The organism is Rhodobacteraceae bacterium M382, from assembly GCA_025141015.1.
Taxonomy (GTDB): domain Bacteria; phylum Pseudomonadota; class Alphaproteobacteria; order Rhodobacterales; family Rhodobacteraceae; genus Aliisedimentitalea; species Aliisedimentitalea scapharcae.
Genome location: CP081098.1, coordinates 959,585 through 974,895, shown reverse-complemented (window position 1 = coordinate 974,895; position 15,311 = coordinate 959,585). Strand labels below are relative to the sequence as shown.

Here is a 15,311-nt window from a genome sequence, read left to right as displayed (position 1 = left end):
GATCGCTCAGCTGTCTACTGGAACACAGCCGACGGGTTATCAAGGCTGTCCGACCCTTCGACCGCGATCTGGTTCAGCCCAAGGGCTGTCACCGCACGTTCAATTGACCGGGTCTGATCGGTCAACCCGTTGACCCCGCCCATGATCAACGCCTCACCCCCGGCATTGCCGCGTTCCAGCATCTGGTCATATGCAAAGCCGGATTCGGCGGCTGTCTTGATCCGGGCCAGGGCCTGCATCGTATCCGACAGTTTGGTTTTCAATTCGGCGTCCGCATCCGCGTCCGCCAAAGCCACCAAATCACTGACCGCAGGACCGGACACCAGGGTTCCGTCCACCCGGACATATTCGCCCAGATACACATTCTGAATCCCCAGGCCGTCGTAATAGTGGCTGTTGTGCGTGTTGTCCGAGAAGCAGTCATGTTCTTCTTCCGGATCGTTCAGCATCAGCCCGAGCCGCATCCGCTCACCTGCCTGCTCGCCATAGGACAGCGACCCCATGCCGGTCAGGATCGCAACAATCCCGGCGTCCGGTGTCTGGGTCAGATGCGTGCGTGCCGCCCCCCCCTGAGCCCATTGTTCGGCCATCCAGTTCAGATCCGACACCAACAGATCAGTTGCAGCCATCAGGTAATCGGCACGGCGGTCGCAATTCCCGCCCGTACAGTCATCACCAGCGGCAAAATCCGTCCAGGGACGATCCCCTGCGCCCGGAGCATGGCCATTGTTGTCCTGCCCCCACAAAAGAAATTCGATGGCATGATAGCCCGTGGCGACATTGGCCTCGACACCATCCGCTTCGTGCAGGGTTGTTGCCAACAGCTCTGGCGTGATCACGGATGCATCAATCTCTGTTCCCGATAGGCTGAAGCGCGGGTTGGCAATCACGTTCAGCACAGCCAGCTGATTGTCATCTGTCGGGCCGCCATAGGCGTCTGTGACATAATCAATCAACCCTTCGTCCAGCGGCCAGGCGTTTACCTTGCCCTCCCACTCGTCGACAATCGGATTGCCAAACCGGAACGCTTCGGTCTGTTGATACGGCACCCGTGCCGCAATCCAGGCGGACCGCGCAGCGGCCAGATTGATCCCATTCGGCTGATCGACCAGCGCCGCAATGGCCCGGCGCAAATTGTCCGCAGTGATTGCGCTGTCGGCATATCCGGCCTGCGCAATATCGGCATAGTTTTCCAGAACAGCCACCTTGGTGATCTCTTCAGCCAGGGCCGCGTGCGCCGCCATCGAAAGAGGTATTACGCAGCTTGCCAAAAGGGCGCGTTTCATTTCAGATCTTTCCTTTCAATTCTCGTCCATTGCCGCGTCTGCGGCGTGATACAGATCACTCAGAGGGGGTTTCGAGCCGATCAAACAGCCATTCAAAATTAAGCCCACAAGCAGTTTCCACAGTGGACATCAGCTCTCGAAGGATCGCGTTTCTTGGGTCCGGAAGAGGCGGCGTGTCCCGCTCTACCCGATAAATTGGCGTTGCCAACTGCATGTCTCCGCTCCGTTTCAAGGTCAGGGCTTCCCCATTTTGCAGTCGGGGTGGCTAGGTAATGCACATTAACTGAGTGAATCTGTCAGGATTGTCAATCCACTTTTTATCCCGCGGTTTTTCGCGTCTACTGAGACATCCGAGAGGCCACCGCATCACGGTCGAACCAACCGCACACATCCCGCCCGCCGACCATTTGTCCGTGCAGGTCTTGTCGAAATGGACACGAACCCGCTATCGAAGGCAGGCGGGACCGCCATGAAGACCCAGCCGAGGATCGACAAATGACCGACATTACCGACCTTCCCCTGACCAGCTTTCACTGGGGCAGTTACCGGGTCGAGACCCAAGATGGAGAAGTAACGGCGCTGCATCCGTTTGAAGAGGATCCAGATCCGTCACCTATTGGTCAGGGGTATGTCGGCGTTCTCAACGGACCGGACCGGATCACGGCTCCGATGGTACGCAAAAGTTGGCTGGATGGCGGCCCGGGAACAGCCGGCGATTTGCGTGGCAGGGATGATTTTGTCGAGATCAGTTGGGAAGAAGCCGAGCAACTGGTTGCCGCCGAGTTGACCAGAGTCACCAAAACCCACGGCAATGAAAGCATTTTCGCAGGCTCATATGGCTGGGCAAGCGCCGGGAGGTTTCACCATGCACAGGGTCATCTCAAACGTTTTCTGAATTTGCTGGGCGGATTTACCAAATCAGTGAACACTTACAGTCTCGCCGCAGGGGAAGTGATCCTGCCCCATGTGTTGGGTGGGGCCGAATTCATCTATGACGCAACCAGTTGGCAGTCGATCATCGAAAATTGTGACCTGATGGTCGCCTTTGGCGGCTTGCCCGTTAAAAATGCCATGATCGGCCAAGGCGGGCTGGGTGCCCATCGCACCGGCCCTGCCCTGTTGGAAGCCAAGGCGGCAGGTGTCGAATTCGTCAATGTGTCGCCCTTGCGATCCGATGTCATGGAAACCTTGGGGGCCGACTGGTTGGCACCGCGACCATCTACCGATGCCGCGCTGATGATCGGGCTGGCTCATGTGTTGCTGGGCGAAGGTTTGATAGATCGGGCATTTTTGGATCGCTACACTGTCGGCTTTGATCACTTTGCCGCGTATCTGACCGGCGAAACCGACGGAATACCAAAGACCGCCGATTGGGCCTCGGACATCTGTGGCCTTCCCGCCGAAACGATCCGGGATCTTGCCCGCCGCATGGCCCAGGGGCGCACGATGATCTCTGTGGCCTGGGCGCTGACACGTCAGGATCATGGCGAGCAGAACTTTTGGCTGGGAACGGTTCTGGCCGCCATGCTCGGCCAAATCGGGTTGCCGGGCGGTGGTGTCGGGTTTGGATATGGCGCGGTCAACACCGTAGGTTTAGAAAGACCCTCCCCCCGTTTTCAGGCGCTGCCACAGGGACGAAACAAGGTTAAAACCTTTATTCCCGTCGCCCGGATCACAGACATGCTGGAAAACCCTGGTGGATATTTTGACTACAACGGAAAACGCTACAACTTTCCTGACACCAGATTGATCTGGTGGGCGGGTGGAAACCCCTTTCATCATCATCAGGACCTGAACCGTCTGCGCCGCGCCTGGGCCCGCCCTGAGACTGTGATTGTCAATGACTGGTGCTGGAACAGCCTGGCCCAACATGCCGATATCGTGCTGCCCTGTACCACGCCACTGGAACGAAACGACATCACGCTGTCACCCCGTGACCCTTATGTGTTGATGATGGAAAAGGTCGTGGACCCGGCCGGCCAAGCCCGCGACGACTATGATATCTTCAGGGGAATTGCCCGGCACCTGGGTATAGAAAGCGCCTATTCCCAAGATCGAGACACAGACAGCTGGATTCGGTGGCTGTACGAAAAATCCAGACAATCAGCGACCCGAGCCGATATCGAATTGCCGCCGTTTGACACGTTGCGCCAGACAGGGTGGCACAAGATGCCAGTGCCACAAGCCCCCCATGTCATGCTGTCAAAATTCCGGGCAGATCCCGAATTGCACCCCCTGCGAACACCCAGCGGCAAAATCGAAATAGCCTCGGAGAAGATTGCCAAATTTGGTTACACAGATTGCCCTGGACATCCGACCTGGATGGACCCGTTGGAATGGTTGGGTGCTGCACAAAGCGATCAACTCCACCTGATTTCGAACCAACCCAAAAACAAATTGCATAGCCAGCTTGATCACGGCTCACTTTCTCAGGCGGACCGTGTCGCCCACCACGAGCCAGCAATGATTCATCCATCTGACGCAGCCGACCGGGGCATTCAAGACGGCGATGTTATCCGGATCTTCAATGATCGTGGTGCGTGCCTGTGCGGTGCGATCCTGTCAGATGCAATCCGTCCCGGCGTGGTTCAGGTGAGCACCGGTGCGTGGTATCGCCCGGATGAGGCGACCAACCTGTGCCAAAACGGCAACCCAAATGTGCTGTGCGCGGACAAGGGAACGTCCAAATTGGGTCAGGGACCCACGGCGCATTCCTGTCTGGTGCGCATTGAACGTCTTGAGTAATCGGGGTCGAGGGGCGGCTTCACCACGCCCCGCGACCGGTCGCTGCCAGGCCCTTGGTGTCAACGTTTCAGCGACACCTTGGTTCTGGTCACAAAGCTTCGCGGGGCAGCGCGAAGAGCGCCGTTCGAACAAAAAAGGCCGCAATACAAACATTGCGGCCTCGGTTGGAAATAGCCCATACACTCAGGGCAAAATCGCTTGGAACGCGATCAGAACCGTGGGTCGATTCCGTTGCCTTCCTCTTCGTCTTCGTCGTCGTCACCGGCAGGAAGGTTGAAGAAGCTGTCCGCATCCAGAATCGGTTCGTGGCTGGGCTGATCGTCATCCTGCGCACCACCGCCCAACGAGAAGGTTTCCAGACCTTCGATCGCTGTCGGGATCTTGGGTTCGGCGGGCATGTCCAGTGACTGCTCCGTACTCACCAGCTTGCGGCGTTCATCGTCGCTCATCACACCACCTTCGGCCGCCTTCTTGGCAGCGGCCTTTTGGACGGCGGCGTCCAGCTCGGATTGTTTGCACAGCCCCAATGCAACCGGGTCGATCGGCTGCATGTTGGAAATGTTCCAGTGGGTGCGTTCGCGAATCGACTGAATGGTCGGCTTGGTCGTGCCAACCAGTTTGGCGATTTGTCCGTCAGCTAGTTCCGGGTGGAATTTGACCAGCCACAAGATCGAATTCGGACGGTCCTGCCGTTTGCTGAGCGGGGTATAACGCGGGCCGCGGCGCTTTTCTTCACCAGCCGCAGCCGCATTGAACTTCAGCTTGAGCTTGTGCAGGGGGCTGCTCTGCGCAGCGTCGATTTCATCCTGGGTCAATTGGTTGTTCGCAACCGGATCAAAGCCTTTTACACCAACAGCAACTTCGCCATCAGCAATGCCTTGAATCTCCAGCTCGTGCATCCCCACGAAATCGGCGATCTGCTTGAAGCTGATCGTGGTATTGTCCACCAGCCACACGGCGGTCGCCTTGGCCATCAACGGTTTTGCCATGCGCTCATCTCCTTAATACACATCATCCCGAACACATCTTTCCTGTCGCCTGAAACAGGCTGCCCCGGCTTGGGGTCTGGTTTCCGTTGTCGGGGAACTTCCCGCCTATATAGTAGGCCCGAGCAAATAAGGAAAGAGGCGAATGCACAGGTTGTTTATAACGGTTCTGGCAGTCTGGGCGGGCTTGACCCTGCCGGCAAATGCACAGGAAGAAAAGCCCGGAGATTTTGATTACTACGTTCTGGCGCTCAGCTGGTCGCCCAATTGGTGTGCAACAGACGGGGACCAAAGGAATGCGGACCAATGCCATCCACGCCACGATTACGGATGGATCCTGCACGGGTTGTGGCCGCAATATCATCGCGGCTGGCCCAGCTATTGCCGCAGCAACGAACCCGCCCCATCGCGGCGCATGACCGCAGAAATGGTTGACATCATGGGCTCCTCTGGACTGGCCTGGCATCAGTGGAAAAAGCACGGAACCTGTTCAGGGCTGTCGGCCGAGAGCTATTTCAACCTGTCGCGGCACGCCTATGGCCTGGTGAAACGCCCCCCCATATTCCGCAAGCTCACCCAGCCGGTGTCCCTACCAGTTCAAGTCGTTGAAGAAGCGTTCCTGAAGGCCAATCCGGAAATGGAGAAGGACATGGTGACCGTGACCTGCAAAGACAATTTCATTCAAGAAGTTCGCATTTGCTTGACCCGAGATTTGATACCGGCTCCCTGCGGGCGTGATGCCATTCGCGATTGCAGATCAGGAAACGCTCGGTTCGATCCCGTGCGCTGACCCTGTTCACGAACATTCCCCCCCAAAAAAAGCCGACGCCTCTCAAACGCGGGACAGCATCCAACGCGCCAGAAAATTACGTAATTTTCTGGCAAATTTTCTTAAGCTAAGAAAATTCCTCCGCCCTTTGGACGGCGTCGCGAAACAGTGAAAGTCAAATCCCCCAAATTCTGTTATAGTAATATATAGAACGCTGGCCTCGTGGCCACGACAGGCCATTCCGGCTCAGCTTATTCAAGCAGATACGGAGGACACGACATGGCAAAGACGATCGGAAATCCGGCAAGCTGGACCGCGCATGCCATGCGCGAAACGGGCTCGCATGTGGGGGCGTCAATGGAAGGGATCGGCAGCAAAGATCAAACCACGGCCCCGCTTGTCCGGAAACTGGAGTTTGAGGACCTGACCAACGCGTTAAGAGCCGGGTTTGAAGACTTCATGGCAGCCCGGGCTGACGTAATCTTTATCGCTCTGATCTATCCGCTGGCCGGGTTGGTCATGATCACCATGGGGCTCAGCATGAACCTGATCCCACTGGTTGTACCGATGATCATGGGATTTGCTTTGCTCGGGCCCGTTGCCGCCGTCGGATTGTACGAGATCAGCCGCTTGCGCGAGGCTGGCGAGAACCCGGATTGGCTGGACGCGTTTGGGATCATTCGCACTCCATCTTTTGGCGGCATCGTTGTTCTGGGTCTATTCCTGGCTCTCTTGTTCATCATCTGGATGATCGTTGCGCAATTTGTATACGCCTCGACACTGGGGCCGGAACCGCCGGTTTCCATCGCCACGTTTGCTCATGATGTTTTCACAACATCTCAGGGGTGGGCCATGATTATTCTGGGCACAGGAACAGGTGTTATTTTTGCAATTGTCGCCTTGGCCACCAGCCTCGTATCATTCCCTTTGCTTCTGGATCGCCAGATTGGATTGCCAATCGCAGTGGTGACTTCCTTTCGCGTGCTGCGCAAAAGCCCATTGGTCACCGTGAGCTGGGGGTTGATTGTCGGCGTATTGCTTGCGGCGGGATCGCTCCCAATCCTGTTGGGGCTCATTGTGGTGCTTCCTGTTTTGGGTCACGCAACATGGCACCTGTACCGCAAAGCGGTTGTCTGACCTTACCAACATCCGATCACGCCCCGGATCGCCCGCCGAGGCGTGATCCGGGGCGTGTGATGTCAGGCGACTTTCAGAACAATTTTACCGATATGGCCCGAGCTTTCCATCCGTGAATGCGCAGCTGCTGCATCCTTCAAATCGAACTCGCTGTCCATGACTGGCGCAACTTTGCCCGCTTCAATCAACGGCCAGACCACGTCGCGCAAATCCTGAGCAATCGCAGCTTTGGCCTGGTCGCTCTGTGGGCGCAAGGTCGATCCGGTGACGGTCAGGCGACGCGTCATGATCTGAGCAAAGTTGAGTTCGACCTTGGGACCTGACAGAAAGGCGATCTGAACCAACCGACCATCGTTGGCCAATGTTTTGATATTGCGCGGAATATAATCCCCACCAACCATATCAAGAATCAGGTTGGCCCCACCTTCAGCCTTCAGTACGGCAACAAAATCCTCTTCTTTATAGTTGATTGCCCGTTCCGCCCCCAAATCCAGGCAGGCCTGGCATTTTTCATCCGACCCAGCTGTGGCAAACACCCGCGCGCCCAGCTGGTTGGCCAGCTGAATCGCCGTCGTCCCGATCCCTGAAGACCCACCATGGACCAGAAACCGCTCGCCGGCGGTCAACCCCCCGCGTGAGAACACATTCGACCAGACCGTAAAACACGTCTCAGGCAAGCATGCAGCCTGCTTCAGGTCCAAGCCCGCAGGAATTGGCAGGCAATGCGCGGCCGGCGTTGCAACAAATTCGGCATATCCACCACCCGGCAACAGGCCACAAACCTGATCGCCAATGACAAAGTCGCTAACGCCCGGCCCAACAGCCACCACTTCGCCCGATGCCTCAAGCCCTGGCAGATCACTGGCTCCGGGAGGTGGTGCATAAGCGCCGGCCCGCTGCAAGGCATCCGGGCGGTTCACACCGGCATAGGCGACCTTGATCACGATCTGGCCCTGTTCCGCTGTTGGTATCGGGCGTTCGGTCAGTTTCAGAACATCGGGTCCGCCGGGTTGTGAAATTTCCACGGCGCGCATCATTTGTGTCATGGCTGGATCCTTTTGTTTGGATACTGCCTAGCACCGGTCGCCCGCAATTTGAACAGGTTCGCCGCCACACGAGGCGCGAAAACCGACATTCCGGCCAGCGCCCGCACGCGACCCCGATTCAATCCGATCGCACAGATCCTGGCAGATCATCATGCGATCGAGGTCGACGGATCCGGCTGGCCAGCCATTCCGGGCCCGCCAAAAACGGTTTCAGAAGCGGGTTCTTACGCGCCTGAGACTTGAGTTTTTCAAACTGCATCACGTTATCAATACGCCGGTCCAGGAACTCCCAGGTTGCGTGATGGTCCGGGCTGTCGTCGCCCAGCCAAAACAACACCGTCGATGAATATACCGCCGACAAGGTGCCACGTTTGGTGTACCAATTCAGATCGTCCGAGCCGTCACCCAGCTCGTTCCAGATCAGATCACAGGTGCCCCAGATCGCCCGGGCACCATCCGCTGCATAACCCGGCAGCGCAAACAAGGTCGTTCCACGCCGTACTGCTTCCTTGTCATCCACCACTTCCAGCCGAAGCCGCACCGCCAAGGCAATCCGGTCGCGAAACCGCAACGGACTGAGATCCGCCGCCCGAAGGCGTTCCAACATCAGCTGATCGCCGCGCGCATGAAACGCCAGCGCCAGATCGACCCCACCTCGGGGACAAATCGCGCGGGCCAAATTTGCGTCGATCCCGGCATCCTGGACCGCTGCGTCAAACGTGGCATCCGTCCAACCGTCAAAGGCCACATGCACCAGCGCCGCATTCACCAACTGGTCGCGAATTTCGTGATAAGACATAAATGGCTCCTCATAAGCGGCCTGAACAACGGCGTGTCGCCCCCCCAAAACAGCTCTGCGTCTGTCCAGACGGGTCCATGAAACGGTATAGACAAGTCAGGGCTGACTTGCTATAGGGCGGGCTCCTGCAAATCCTTGCAACTTCAAATTAGAAAGGTGGTGAAAACCACATGCAGGTTAGTGTTCGCGACAACAACGTCGATCAGGCGCTCCGCGCCCTGAAGAAAAAGCTGCAGCGTGAAGGCGTCTTCCGCGAAATGAAGCTCAAGCAACATTTCGAAAAGCCGTCCGAGAAAAAAGCGCGCGAGAAAGCTGAAGCGATCCGTCGTGCCCGTAAACTGGCACGTAAGAAAGCACAGCGCGAAGGTTTGCTCTAAGAGCGCCCTTTTCCAGCTTTGGACACACAAGAATTACCGACCCCCGTGGCTTTGCCCGGGGGTTTGTTTTTTTTGATCCCTATGCTGTTGTGGACCCGGTGTTTCGCATCCCCGGTCTTTCCCCCGGCCTGTGCAGCCCACATTCACATGGACGGTCTTATGTGTTTTCCCCACACAACGGGCATGCTCAAGGGCCCGCGAAATGCCCACCCGCCAAAGCTGGTTTCCCCATCTAGCGCCAGGTTCGGGAACTGTGCAAACAGCATCGGCAACGCCACATCGGCGATCAGCACCCGCGAGATCCAGGCACCAGCACAAAAATGCGGCCCCGCCCCAAAGGAAATCGCTGCACTACAATTCTGGTGAATATTGAACCTTTCGGGGCTGTCGAACACGGCCTCGTCCCGGTTTCCCGACCCAAACATCAGGAACACCCTGTCTTCGGGGGAAAAGGTCACGCCACCAAGGTCATATGCCTGCACAACGCGCCGGGGCGACATCCCGATGGGGGATATCCACCGGGCGTATTCTTCAAAGGCCTGCAGCCAGGTGGCCCGCCCTCCCAGAACATCAGACAATTGGTCTGGGTGTTTCAGCAGCGCCCAGGCTGTTCCAGCGATTGCATCGCGTGGTTCATTTTGTCCACCTGAGATGGCCAATTTGATATTGGCCCGTGTCTGTGCATCCGACAGGCCGGCCTGCCGCTGAACAGACAGCAGGGAATGATCCGGGCGGGACTCCAGAATCGGGATCATTGCATCAATATGAGCGTCAATTGCGGCCGTACAGTCGTTGCAATGCGCCGTTACAACCGGGTCGCCCGAATAATTGGAACACCCGTCAATCATGCCCTGGCTGACCCTGTCCATCTGGACCGCCGTCATGTTGGTCAATCCAGTAATGCATTTGAGCGCTTCGGCCGAGACTGGCAGGGCAAAATCGCGCACAAGATCTCCGCTGTGGCTGTCTTTCAGGTCATCCAGAACCCGTTGGGCTGCAGCGCGAAATTGTTCGGTCCAAACACGCTTCACCGTCTTTGGCGAAACCGCGGGAAAGATTGCCTTGCGTTCGGCCATATGTGCCGCCCCGTCCTTGCGCATCATGTTTTGGCCCATCAGGACAGTCATCAAACCATTCGGCTGATCTGAGGAGAAAACCTCGACTTTCTTCTCGTTAGTAAAGATATCATCGCGGCGGGTTAACAATATTGCCCCCAGCTGAGGCACATAAGCAATCGGAGCTTCTGCACGCATCCGCGCCAGGTCCGGATAGGGATCCTGCCAGAAACAGGGCACATCAATTTCAAAGATCGGGGCATCTGACATAAGAACTCCACGTGTTGACATGACAACATGTGAGAGCATCGCCGCTGACGTGTTGTCATGTCAACACATTTGATTTACGATCCCTCAAACTCACCTACAGGCGGCACCATGACTGACGATCTGCCCGATGACATGTTTCTCGTTCACCCGACAGAGGGTGAAGCAGGCCCCGCGGCGTCAACGCTCAGCTTTTCCCGAAGCCCCACGGTTCTGTTGAATTTTGCAGGAAACCGGTTCACCCGCTCTGCTGCCCGCTTCTATCAGGAGGAATTCGGCCTGGGGGCAATGGATTGGCGCATGTTGGTCATGCTGACCCGCGAACCGGGCAGCTCGGTCAGCCACGCGGCCCGTACCATAGGCATTGACAAGGCAGCCGTCAGCCGTTCGCTGCGACGGCTCCAGCTTTCCGGTCTGGTTCTGGCCGAGGTGCGGGGAGACGACGACCGGCGCAAGGTCTGGTCGCTGACCCCCAGCGGCACTCAGCTGCACGCTCGCGTCCTGCCAGGAGCCCTGGCCAGACAGCGCGCTCTTCTAGAGGGGTTTAGCGCCCAAGACGTTGTCACCCTGACTGGCTTCCTCAGCCGTATGCTACAAAACCTCGATTCAGAGTCCGAGGCTCCCACACCGTAGGGTGCGTGCTTGCACGCACCGCTGCGCGCAGCTCCAGGTCAATAGATCTTGGGGACATATAACTCGTCAGGCAGCACCCGACGCTCGTAGTCGGGATTATACTCCCGGTCCGGCAGCGCCACCCGTTCGCTGGCAACGTCTTTATAGGGAATCTGCGTCAGCAAATGCTCGATGCAATTCAAACGCTCCCGCTTCTTGTCGTTGCCTTCAACGATGTACCACGGTGCCTCGGGAATATTGGTGCGCGAAAACATCTCTTCCTTGGCCTTGGTGTATTGCTCCCAACGCACACGGCTTTCCAGATCCATCGGGCTCAGTTTCCACTGCTTCATCGGATCATGGATCCGCATCAGGAACCGCAACTGCTGTTCTTCGTCGGTGATCGAGAACCAATATTTCAGAACAATGATCCCCGACCGCACCAACATGCGTTCAAATTCGGGAACATCTTCGAAAAACTGCTCGACCTGAGTGTCGTCAGCAAATCCCATCACGCGTTCGACCCCGGCGCGATTGTACCAGGACCGGTCGAACAGAACGATCTCTCCGCCTGCTGGCAGATGCGGCACATAGCGCTGAAAATACCACTGGCTTTGTTCGCGCCGGTTGGGTGCCGGCAGGGCAACGACCCGGGCTACACGGGGGTTCAGACGCTGGGTGATCCGTTTGATCACACCGCCTTTGCCTGCCGAATCCCGCCCTTCCATAATCACCAGAACCTTGGCGCCAGTTTCGATAACCCAATCCTGGAGCTTGATCAATTCGGCCTGCAACCGCAACAAGTTGCGGAAATAGACCTTGCGATCCAGCATTTCAGGATGTTGAGCCCGATAAATCTTGCGCAGCTCCATCGACAACATCGGCTCGGCAAATTCGATTTCGAAATCTTCGTCCAGCGTGTCTTGAAGCTCGGCCTCAAGCCAGTCAAAGGTCGTGGTCTCGAATTCGTCTGTCACCTGTTGCTTCCTTTTCAACTTTTTCGCACCACATAATGCAACCTTGTAAACGATCAATGTCACACAAACATGCCAACACTGACGCTATGGCCCAAAGATGCGATTGCTACCAGAAAATACGCCCTTGCGATACATGAATCCAAGAACACGCATCCATTATTGATCTATTGCACCCCTCATACCTTGATCTGCCGCAAATAATTCGACCGCGATCAGCCCCCCATCTCGGGCGCACAGACAAAGGACACAGTCTTGATACCAGGGCAGACCCCCACAACCCTTTCACCAGAAACAGACAGGTGCCTGCCTGTGCGATTTGAGTCCCATCATGTCTGACCCATTCGCTATTGCTGCTTTGCCCTTGCCTTGGCTTCTTTTGATGGGCAGCCTGATCACCGGCTTTTTTGCAATGACACGCAGCAGTATCATGCTCGCCATGCTGTCCGGCGGTGCGGCCTTGGCATTCGGCGCCGTGACACCGACTGCGGTCGCTCTGAGCGGCGGTGGGCTTCTGGCGGCTTGGATCTTGCGAACCCAAAAGGGGGCCATCGCGTTTGCTGGTCATATGGTCTTGATTGGCTGGGCCATGGCGCTTGCTCTGCACCTGGTTCCCGGCTTCACCAACGCCGTGGGTCTGGACGCCGTGCAATCCAGCCCTTTTGCCATTCCCTATTCGCTTCATTTGAACCTGGACAAGCCGCAGATCTTTCTGATGTTGCTGCTGGCCTGGCCTGCGTTGCTGGCCCGGGATTGTGCAGTGCGATGGGGCCCCTTGCTGGTCAGTTTCCTTGTTCTGGCCGGGCTTTTCCCCCTGGCCACAGGTCTCGGTGTCATCCATCCAGATCTGTCTTGGCCGCATTGGGCGGGACTGTTCCTGTTTGCCAATCTTGTTCAAACCTGTCTCGTCGAAGAAGCCTTCTTTCGCGGGTATCTGCAAAAATTCCTGACTGATCGAATAGGGCCATTTGGTGCCATTGTGTCAGCAAGCCTTCTTTTTGGAGCGGCGCATCTGGCCGGGGGGCCGCTGATCGCCGGTTTAGCAACCTTGCTGGGCGCGGCCTGTGGCCTGGGACTGTGGTTCAGTGGGCGATTGTGGGTTGCGGTGCTGATGCATTTTGCATTCAACGCGGTTCACCTGATTTTCTTCACTTACCCTGCGCCGCTGGGATGATCCGTCAAACCGGCAGCGCCGTGGTCTTGAACACCGTGCGTAAGGCAAAACTGGACTGCATCTGGGCGACACCGGGCAGCCGGGACAAATGCTGGCGGTGGATGCGGGCAAAATCTTCGGTGTTCTCCGCAACCACCTTGAGCACATAATCTGCGGTCCCGGCCATCAAGTGGCATTCCAGCACATCGGGAATGCGTGCCACTGCCCTTTCAAAGGCATCCAGAACCTCATCCGCCTGCCCTGATAGTGTGATCTCGACAAAAACCGTGGTCGGAACGCTCATTTTTCGGGCATCCAGCAACGCAACATAATCTCGAATGAACCCATCCTTCTCCAACCTTTGCACCCGCCTGTGACAGGCCGACGGAGAGAGATTTACCCGCTCGGACAGGTCGGCATTGGAAATCCGCCCTTGTTTTTGTAGTACCGATAGAATGCGACGATCTGTTTCGTCCAACGACATTTTGCGAAGCTCCTTGCTAACACGGTCAAAATATTCGAAGATTCTTCGAAACGCACGTTTTTATTCTGCTCAAAAAAGCAGCACATTTTCCGTGAGCTCCCCCAGATTGGATCCAACAAGCCCCGGAGGAGACACAAAATGAAAATCGGTTGCCCTACAGAAATCAAACCACAGGAATTTCGGGTCGGCATGACGCCTGACGCCGCGCGCGAAGCCGTCAACCACGGCCATTCGGCCCTGATCCAAAAGGGTGCCGGAACCGGTGCTGGATTCAGTGACGAAGATTATGTCGCTGCGGGCGCTACAATCATCGATACAGCCGAAGAAATCTTTGCCACCGCCGACATGATCGTCAAGGTCAAGGAACCTCAGGCTGTCGAACGCAAGATGCTGCGCGAAGGCCAACTGCTGTTTACGTATCTGCACCTTGCCCCCGACCCGGACCAGACGCATGACCTGCTCGAAAGCGGTTGTACTGCAATTGCCTATGAAACCGTGACAGACGCCCGCGGCGGCTTGCCTCTGTTGGCACCTATGTCCGAAGTGGCCGGTCGTCTGGCGCCTCAGGTTGGGGCCTGGACCCTGCAAAAGGCCAACGGCGGTCGTGGCGTTCTTATGGGCGGCGTTCCCGGTGTTCCACCTGCCAAGGTCGTTGTCATCGGCGGCGGCGTTGTTGGCACCCACGCAGCCAAAATCGCGGCCGGTATGGGCGCGGATGTCACCATCCTGGACCGCTCACTGACGCGCCTCAAGTATCTGGATGATGTCTTCGGCCGTGAATTCAAGAACCAGTATTCGACCGCAGGTGCCACCGCCGAGCTGGTACGTGACGCTGACATGGTGATCGGCGCGGTTCTGATCCCCGGTGCCGCAGCGCCAAAGCTGATATCTCGTGCACAACTGAGCGACATGAAGCCCGGCGCGGCGTTGGTGGATGTTGCTATTGACCAGGGCGGCTGCTTTGAGACCTCCAAGGCGACCACTCACGCCGATCCTATCTATGAAGTCGATGGTGTCATGCACTATTGTGTGGCCAACATGCCCGGAGCCGTGGCACGGACATCGACCCAAGCGCTTGGCAATGCCACCCTGCCCTTCATGCTGAACCTGGCCAACAAAGGCTGGAAGCAAGCCTGTGCCGATGATGTGCATTTGCTGAATGGCTTGAATGTGCACGCAGGCAAGCTGACGTATGATGCGGTTGGCGCGGCGCTTGGATTGGATGTCGTCTCGGCTTCTTCGCTGGTCCAAGGCTGATCCGTACCAACAACACCACTGCCAGGAAAAGCCCGATCATTTGATCGGGCTTTTTCATGTCTGGCAAACGGCGCTTGTTCTCCCCACCCGCCAAGGCGTTTGCCAAGCGTCGGTGCAGCTCATCACAGCGGATTGACCACAAAATCGGATACATACAGGGAGGGTGGTAGCGTGAGGCGGACTTGAACCGCCGACCCCAGCATTATGAGTGCTGTGCTCTAACCAACTGAGCTATCACGCCGTGACCACGAGGCGTGAGGTATCCAAAGCGCGCGCAGGTGTCAAACGGAAAACGCAACTTTTTCGCTCTCCTGCGCAGGAAAATACCGCGCCAAACAATGGTCGACGACCCCTCGCCAGCAAG

At 57.0% G+C, this 15,311-nt stretch carries 14 protein-coding genes and 1 tRNA gene; 7 read left to right on the top strand and 8 right to left on the bottom strand.

Annotation, left to right across the window (positions count from 1 at the left end):
* Nucleotides 1–14 precede the first annotated feature (14 nt).
* On the bottom strand, nucleotides 15–1,286 hold the full coding sequence (locus tag K3727_04360) for a peptidase (protein UWQ92038.1): 1,272 nt from the start codon (nucleotides 1,284–1,286) through the stop codon (nucleotides 15–17).
* Nucleotides 1,287–1,781: 495 nt separating this feature from the next.
* Between K3727_04360 and K3727_04355 the strand changes: the two genes are divergently transcribed.
* Nucleotides 1,782–4,031 carry a molybdopterin guanine dinucleotide-containing S/N-oxide reductase gene (locus K3727_04355; GenBank protein UWQ92037.1) on the top strand — a complete coding sequence of 750 codons (2,250 nt, stop codon included), beginning with the start codon at nucleotides 1,782–1,784 and terminating at the stop codon, nucleotides 4,029–4,031.
* A gap of 209 nt (nucleotides 4,032–4,240) precedes the next feature.
* On the opposite strand, the gene K3727_04350 is transcribed toward K3727_04355, so the two are convergent.
* Nucleotides 4,241–5,020 carry a DUF1013 domain-containing protein gene (locus K3727_04350; protein UWQ92036.1) on the bottom strand — a complete coding sequence of 260 codons (780 nt, stop codon included), beginning with the start codon at nucleotides 5,018–5,020 and terminating at the stop codon, nucleotides 4,241–4,243.
* Between the two features lie 142 nt (nucleotides 5,021–5,162).
* Here K3727_04350 and K3727_04345 point away from each other — a divergent pair, with 142 nt between their 5' ends.
* Both K3727_04345 and K3727_04340 read left to right on the top strand, forming a co-directional pair.
* Nucleotides 5,163–5,807 carry a ribonuclease T2 gene (locus tag K3727_04345; GenBank protein ID UWQ92035.1) on the top strand — a complete coding sequence of 215 codons (645 nt, stop codon included), beginning with the start codon at nucleotides 5,163–5,165 and terminating at the stop codon, nucleotides 5,805–5,807.
* A gap of 258 nt (nucleotides 5,808–6,065) precedes the next feature.
* A complete protein-coding gene (locus K3727_04340; GenBank protein ID UWQ92034.1) occupies nucleotides 6,066–6,923 on the top strand; it encodes a DUF2189 domain-containing protein in 858 nt (285 codons plus the stop codon).
* Nucleotides 6,924–6,985: 62 nt separating this feature from the next.
* On the opposite strand, the gene K3727_04335 is transcribed toward K3727_04340, so the two are convergent.
* Both K3727_04335 and K3727_04330 read right to left on the bottom strand, forming a co-directional pair.
* Nucleotides 6,986–7,969 carry an NAD(P)H-quinone oxidoreductase gene (locus K3727_04335; GenBank protein UWQ92033.1) on the bottom strand — a complete coding sequence of 328 codons (984 nt, stop codon included), beginning with the start codon at nucleotides 7,967–7,969 and terminating at the stop codon, nucleotides 6,986–6,988.
* 118 nt (nucleotides 7,970–8,087) lie between these two features.
* Complete coding sequence (locus tag K3727_04330; protein ID UWQ92032.1) at nucleotides 8,088–8,768, bottom strand: COQ9 family protein; 681 nt, start codon at nucleotides 8,766–8,768, stop codon at nucleotides 8,088–8,090.
* A gap of 170 nt (nucleotides 8,769–8,938) precedes the next feature.
* On the opposite strand from K3727_04330, the gene rpsU reads away from it, so the two are divergent.
* On the top strand, nucleotides 8,939–9,145 hold the full coding sequence (gene rpsU / locus K3727_04325; protein ID UWQ92031.1) for a 30S ribosomal protein S21: 207 nt from the start codon (nucleotides 8,939–8,941) through the stop codon (nucleotides 9,143–9,145).
* Nucleotides 9,146–9,288: 143 nt separating this feature from the next.
* Here the strand turns inward: rpsU and K3727_04320 are convergent, their stop codons facing one another.
* Nucleotides 9,289–10,470, bottom strand: a complete 1,182-nt coding sequence (locus tag K3727_04320; GenBank protein UWQ92030.1) for a cytochrome P450 — start codon at nucleotides 10,468–10,470, stop codon at nucleotides 9,289–9,291.
* Between the two features lie 108 nt (nucleotides 10,471–10,578).
* On the opposite strand from K3727_04320, the gene K3727_04315 reads away from it, so the two are divergent.
* Entirely contained in the window at nucleotides 10,579–11,100 is a 522-nt protein-coding gene (locus K3727_04315) for a MarR family transcriptional regulator (protein UWQ92029.1), read from the top strand.
* Nucleotides 11,101–11,138: 38 nt separating this feature from the next.
* Here the strand turns inward: K3727_04315 and ppk2 are convergent, their stop codons facing one another.
* On the bottom strand, nucleotides 11,139–12,056 hold the full coding sequence (gene ppk2 / locus K3727_04310) for a polyphosphate kinase 2 (GenBank protein ID UWQ92028.1): 918 nt from the start codon (nucleotides 12,054–12,056) through the stop codon (nucleotides 11,139–11,141).
* A gap of 328 nt (nucleotides 12,057–12,384) precedes the next feature.
* On the opposite strand from ppk2, the gene K3727_04305 reads away from it, so the two are divergent.
* Nucleotides 12,385–13,227 (top strand): CPBP family intramembrane metalloprotease, encoded by an 843-nt coding sequence (locus K3727_04305; GenBank protein ID UWQ92027.1) that lies wholly within the window; start codon nucleotides 12,385–12,387, stop codon nucleotides 13,225–13,227.
* Between the two features lie 4 nt (nucleotides 13,228–13,231).
* Here the strand turns inward: K3727_04305 and K3727_04300 are convergent, their stop codons facing one another.
* Complete coding sequence (locus K3727_04300; GenBank protein UWQ92026.1) at nucleotides 13,232–13,690, bottom strand: Lrp/AsnC family transcriptional regulator; 459 nt, start codon at nucleotides 13,688–13,690, stop codon at nucleotides 13,232–13,234.
* A 138-nt stretch (nucleotides 13,691–13,828) separates the two neighbouring features.
* Here K3727_04300 and ald point away from each other — a divergent pair, with 138 nt between their 5' ends.
* Nucleotides 13,829–14,947, top strand: coding sequence for an alanine dehydrogenase (ald, locus tag K3727_04295; protein ID UWQ92025.1), 1,119 nt, complete (start codon nucleotides 13,829–13,831; stop codon nucleotides 14,945–14,947).
* A 164-nt stretch (nucleotides 14,948–15,111) separates the two neighbouring features.
* Here ald and K3727_04290 read toward each other — a convergent pair.
* Nucleotides 15,112–15,188: transfer RNA gene (locus K3727_04290), tRNA-Met, on the bottom strand.
* Nucleotides 15,189–15,311 lie beyond the last annotated feature (123 nt).

What these genes read in the sequence shown, in the direction of transcription:
- K3727_04360 (UWQ92038.1), bottom strand. Translation starts at nt 1,286, where the DNA reads ATGAAACGCGCCCTTTTGGCAAGCTGCGTAATACCTCTTTCGATGGCG.
- K3727_04355 (UWQ92037.1), top strand. Translation starts at nt 1,782, where the DNA reads ATGACCGACATTACCGACCTTCCCCTGACCAGCTTTCACTGGGGCAGT.
- K3727_04350 (UWQ92036.1), bottom strand. Translation starts at nt 5,020, where the DNA reads ATGGCAAAACCGTTGATGGCCAAGGCGACCGCCGTGTGGCTGGTGGAC.
- K3727_04345 (UWQ92035.1), top strand. Translation starts at nt 5,163, where the DNA reads ATGCACAGGTTGTTTATAACGGTTCTGGCAGTCTGGGCGGGCTTGACC.
- K3727_04340 (UWQ92034.1), top strand. Translation starts at nt 6,066, where the DNA reads ATGGCAAAGACGATCGGAAATCCGGCAAGCTGGACCGCGCATGCCATG.
- K3727_04335 (UWQ92033.1), bottom strand. Translation starts at nt 7,969, where the DNA reads ATGACACAAATGATGCGCGCCGTGGAAATTTCACAACCCGGCGGACCC.
- K3727_04330 (UWQ92032.1), bottom strand. Translation starts at nt 8,768, where the DNA reads ATGTCTTATCACGAAATTCGCGACCAGTTGGTGAATGCGGCGCTGGTG.
- rpsU (UWQ92031.1), top strand. Translation starts at nt 8,939, where the DNA reads ATGCAGGTTAGTGTTCGCGACAACAACGTCGATCAGGCGCTCCGCGCC.
- K3727_04320 (UWQ92030.1), bottom strand. Translation starts at nt 10,470, where the DNA reads ATGTCAGATGCCCCGATCTTTGAAATTGATGTGCCCTGTTTCTGGCAG.
- K3727_04315 (UWQ92029.1), top strand. Translation starts at nt 10,579, where the DNA reads ATGACTGACGATCTGCCCGATGACATGTTTCTCGTTCACCCGACAGAG.
- K3727_04305 (UWQ92027.1), top strand. Translation starts at nt 12,385, where the DNA reads ATGTCTGACCCATTCGCTATTGCTGCTTTGCCCTTGCCTTGGCTTCTT.
- K3727_04300 (UWQ92026.1), bottom strand. Translation starts at nt 13,690, where the DNA reads ATGTCGTTGGACGAAACAGATCGTCGCATTCTATCGGTACTACAAAAA.
- ald (UWQ92025.1), top strand. Translation starts at nt 13,829, where the DNA reads ATGAAAATCGGTTGCCCTACAGAAATCAAACCACAGGAATTTCGGGTC.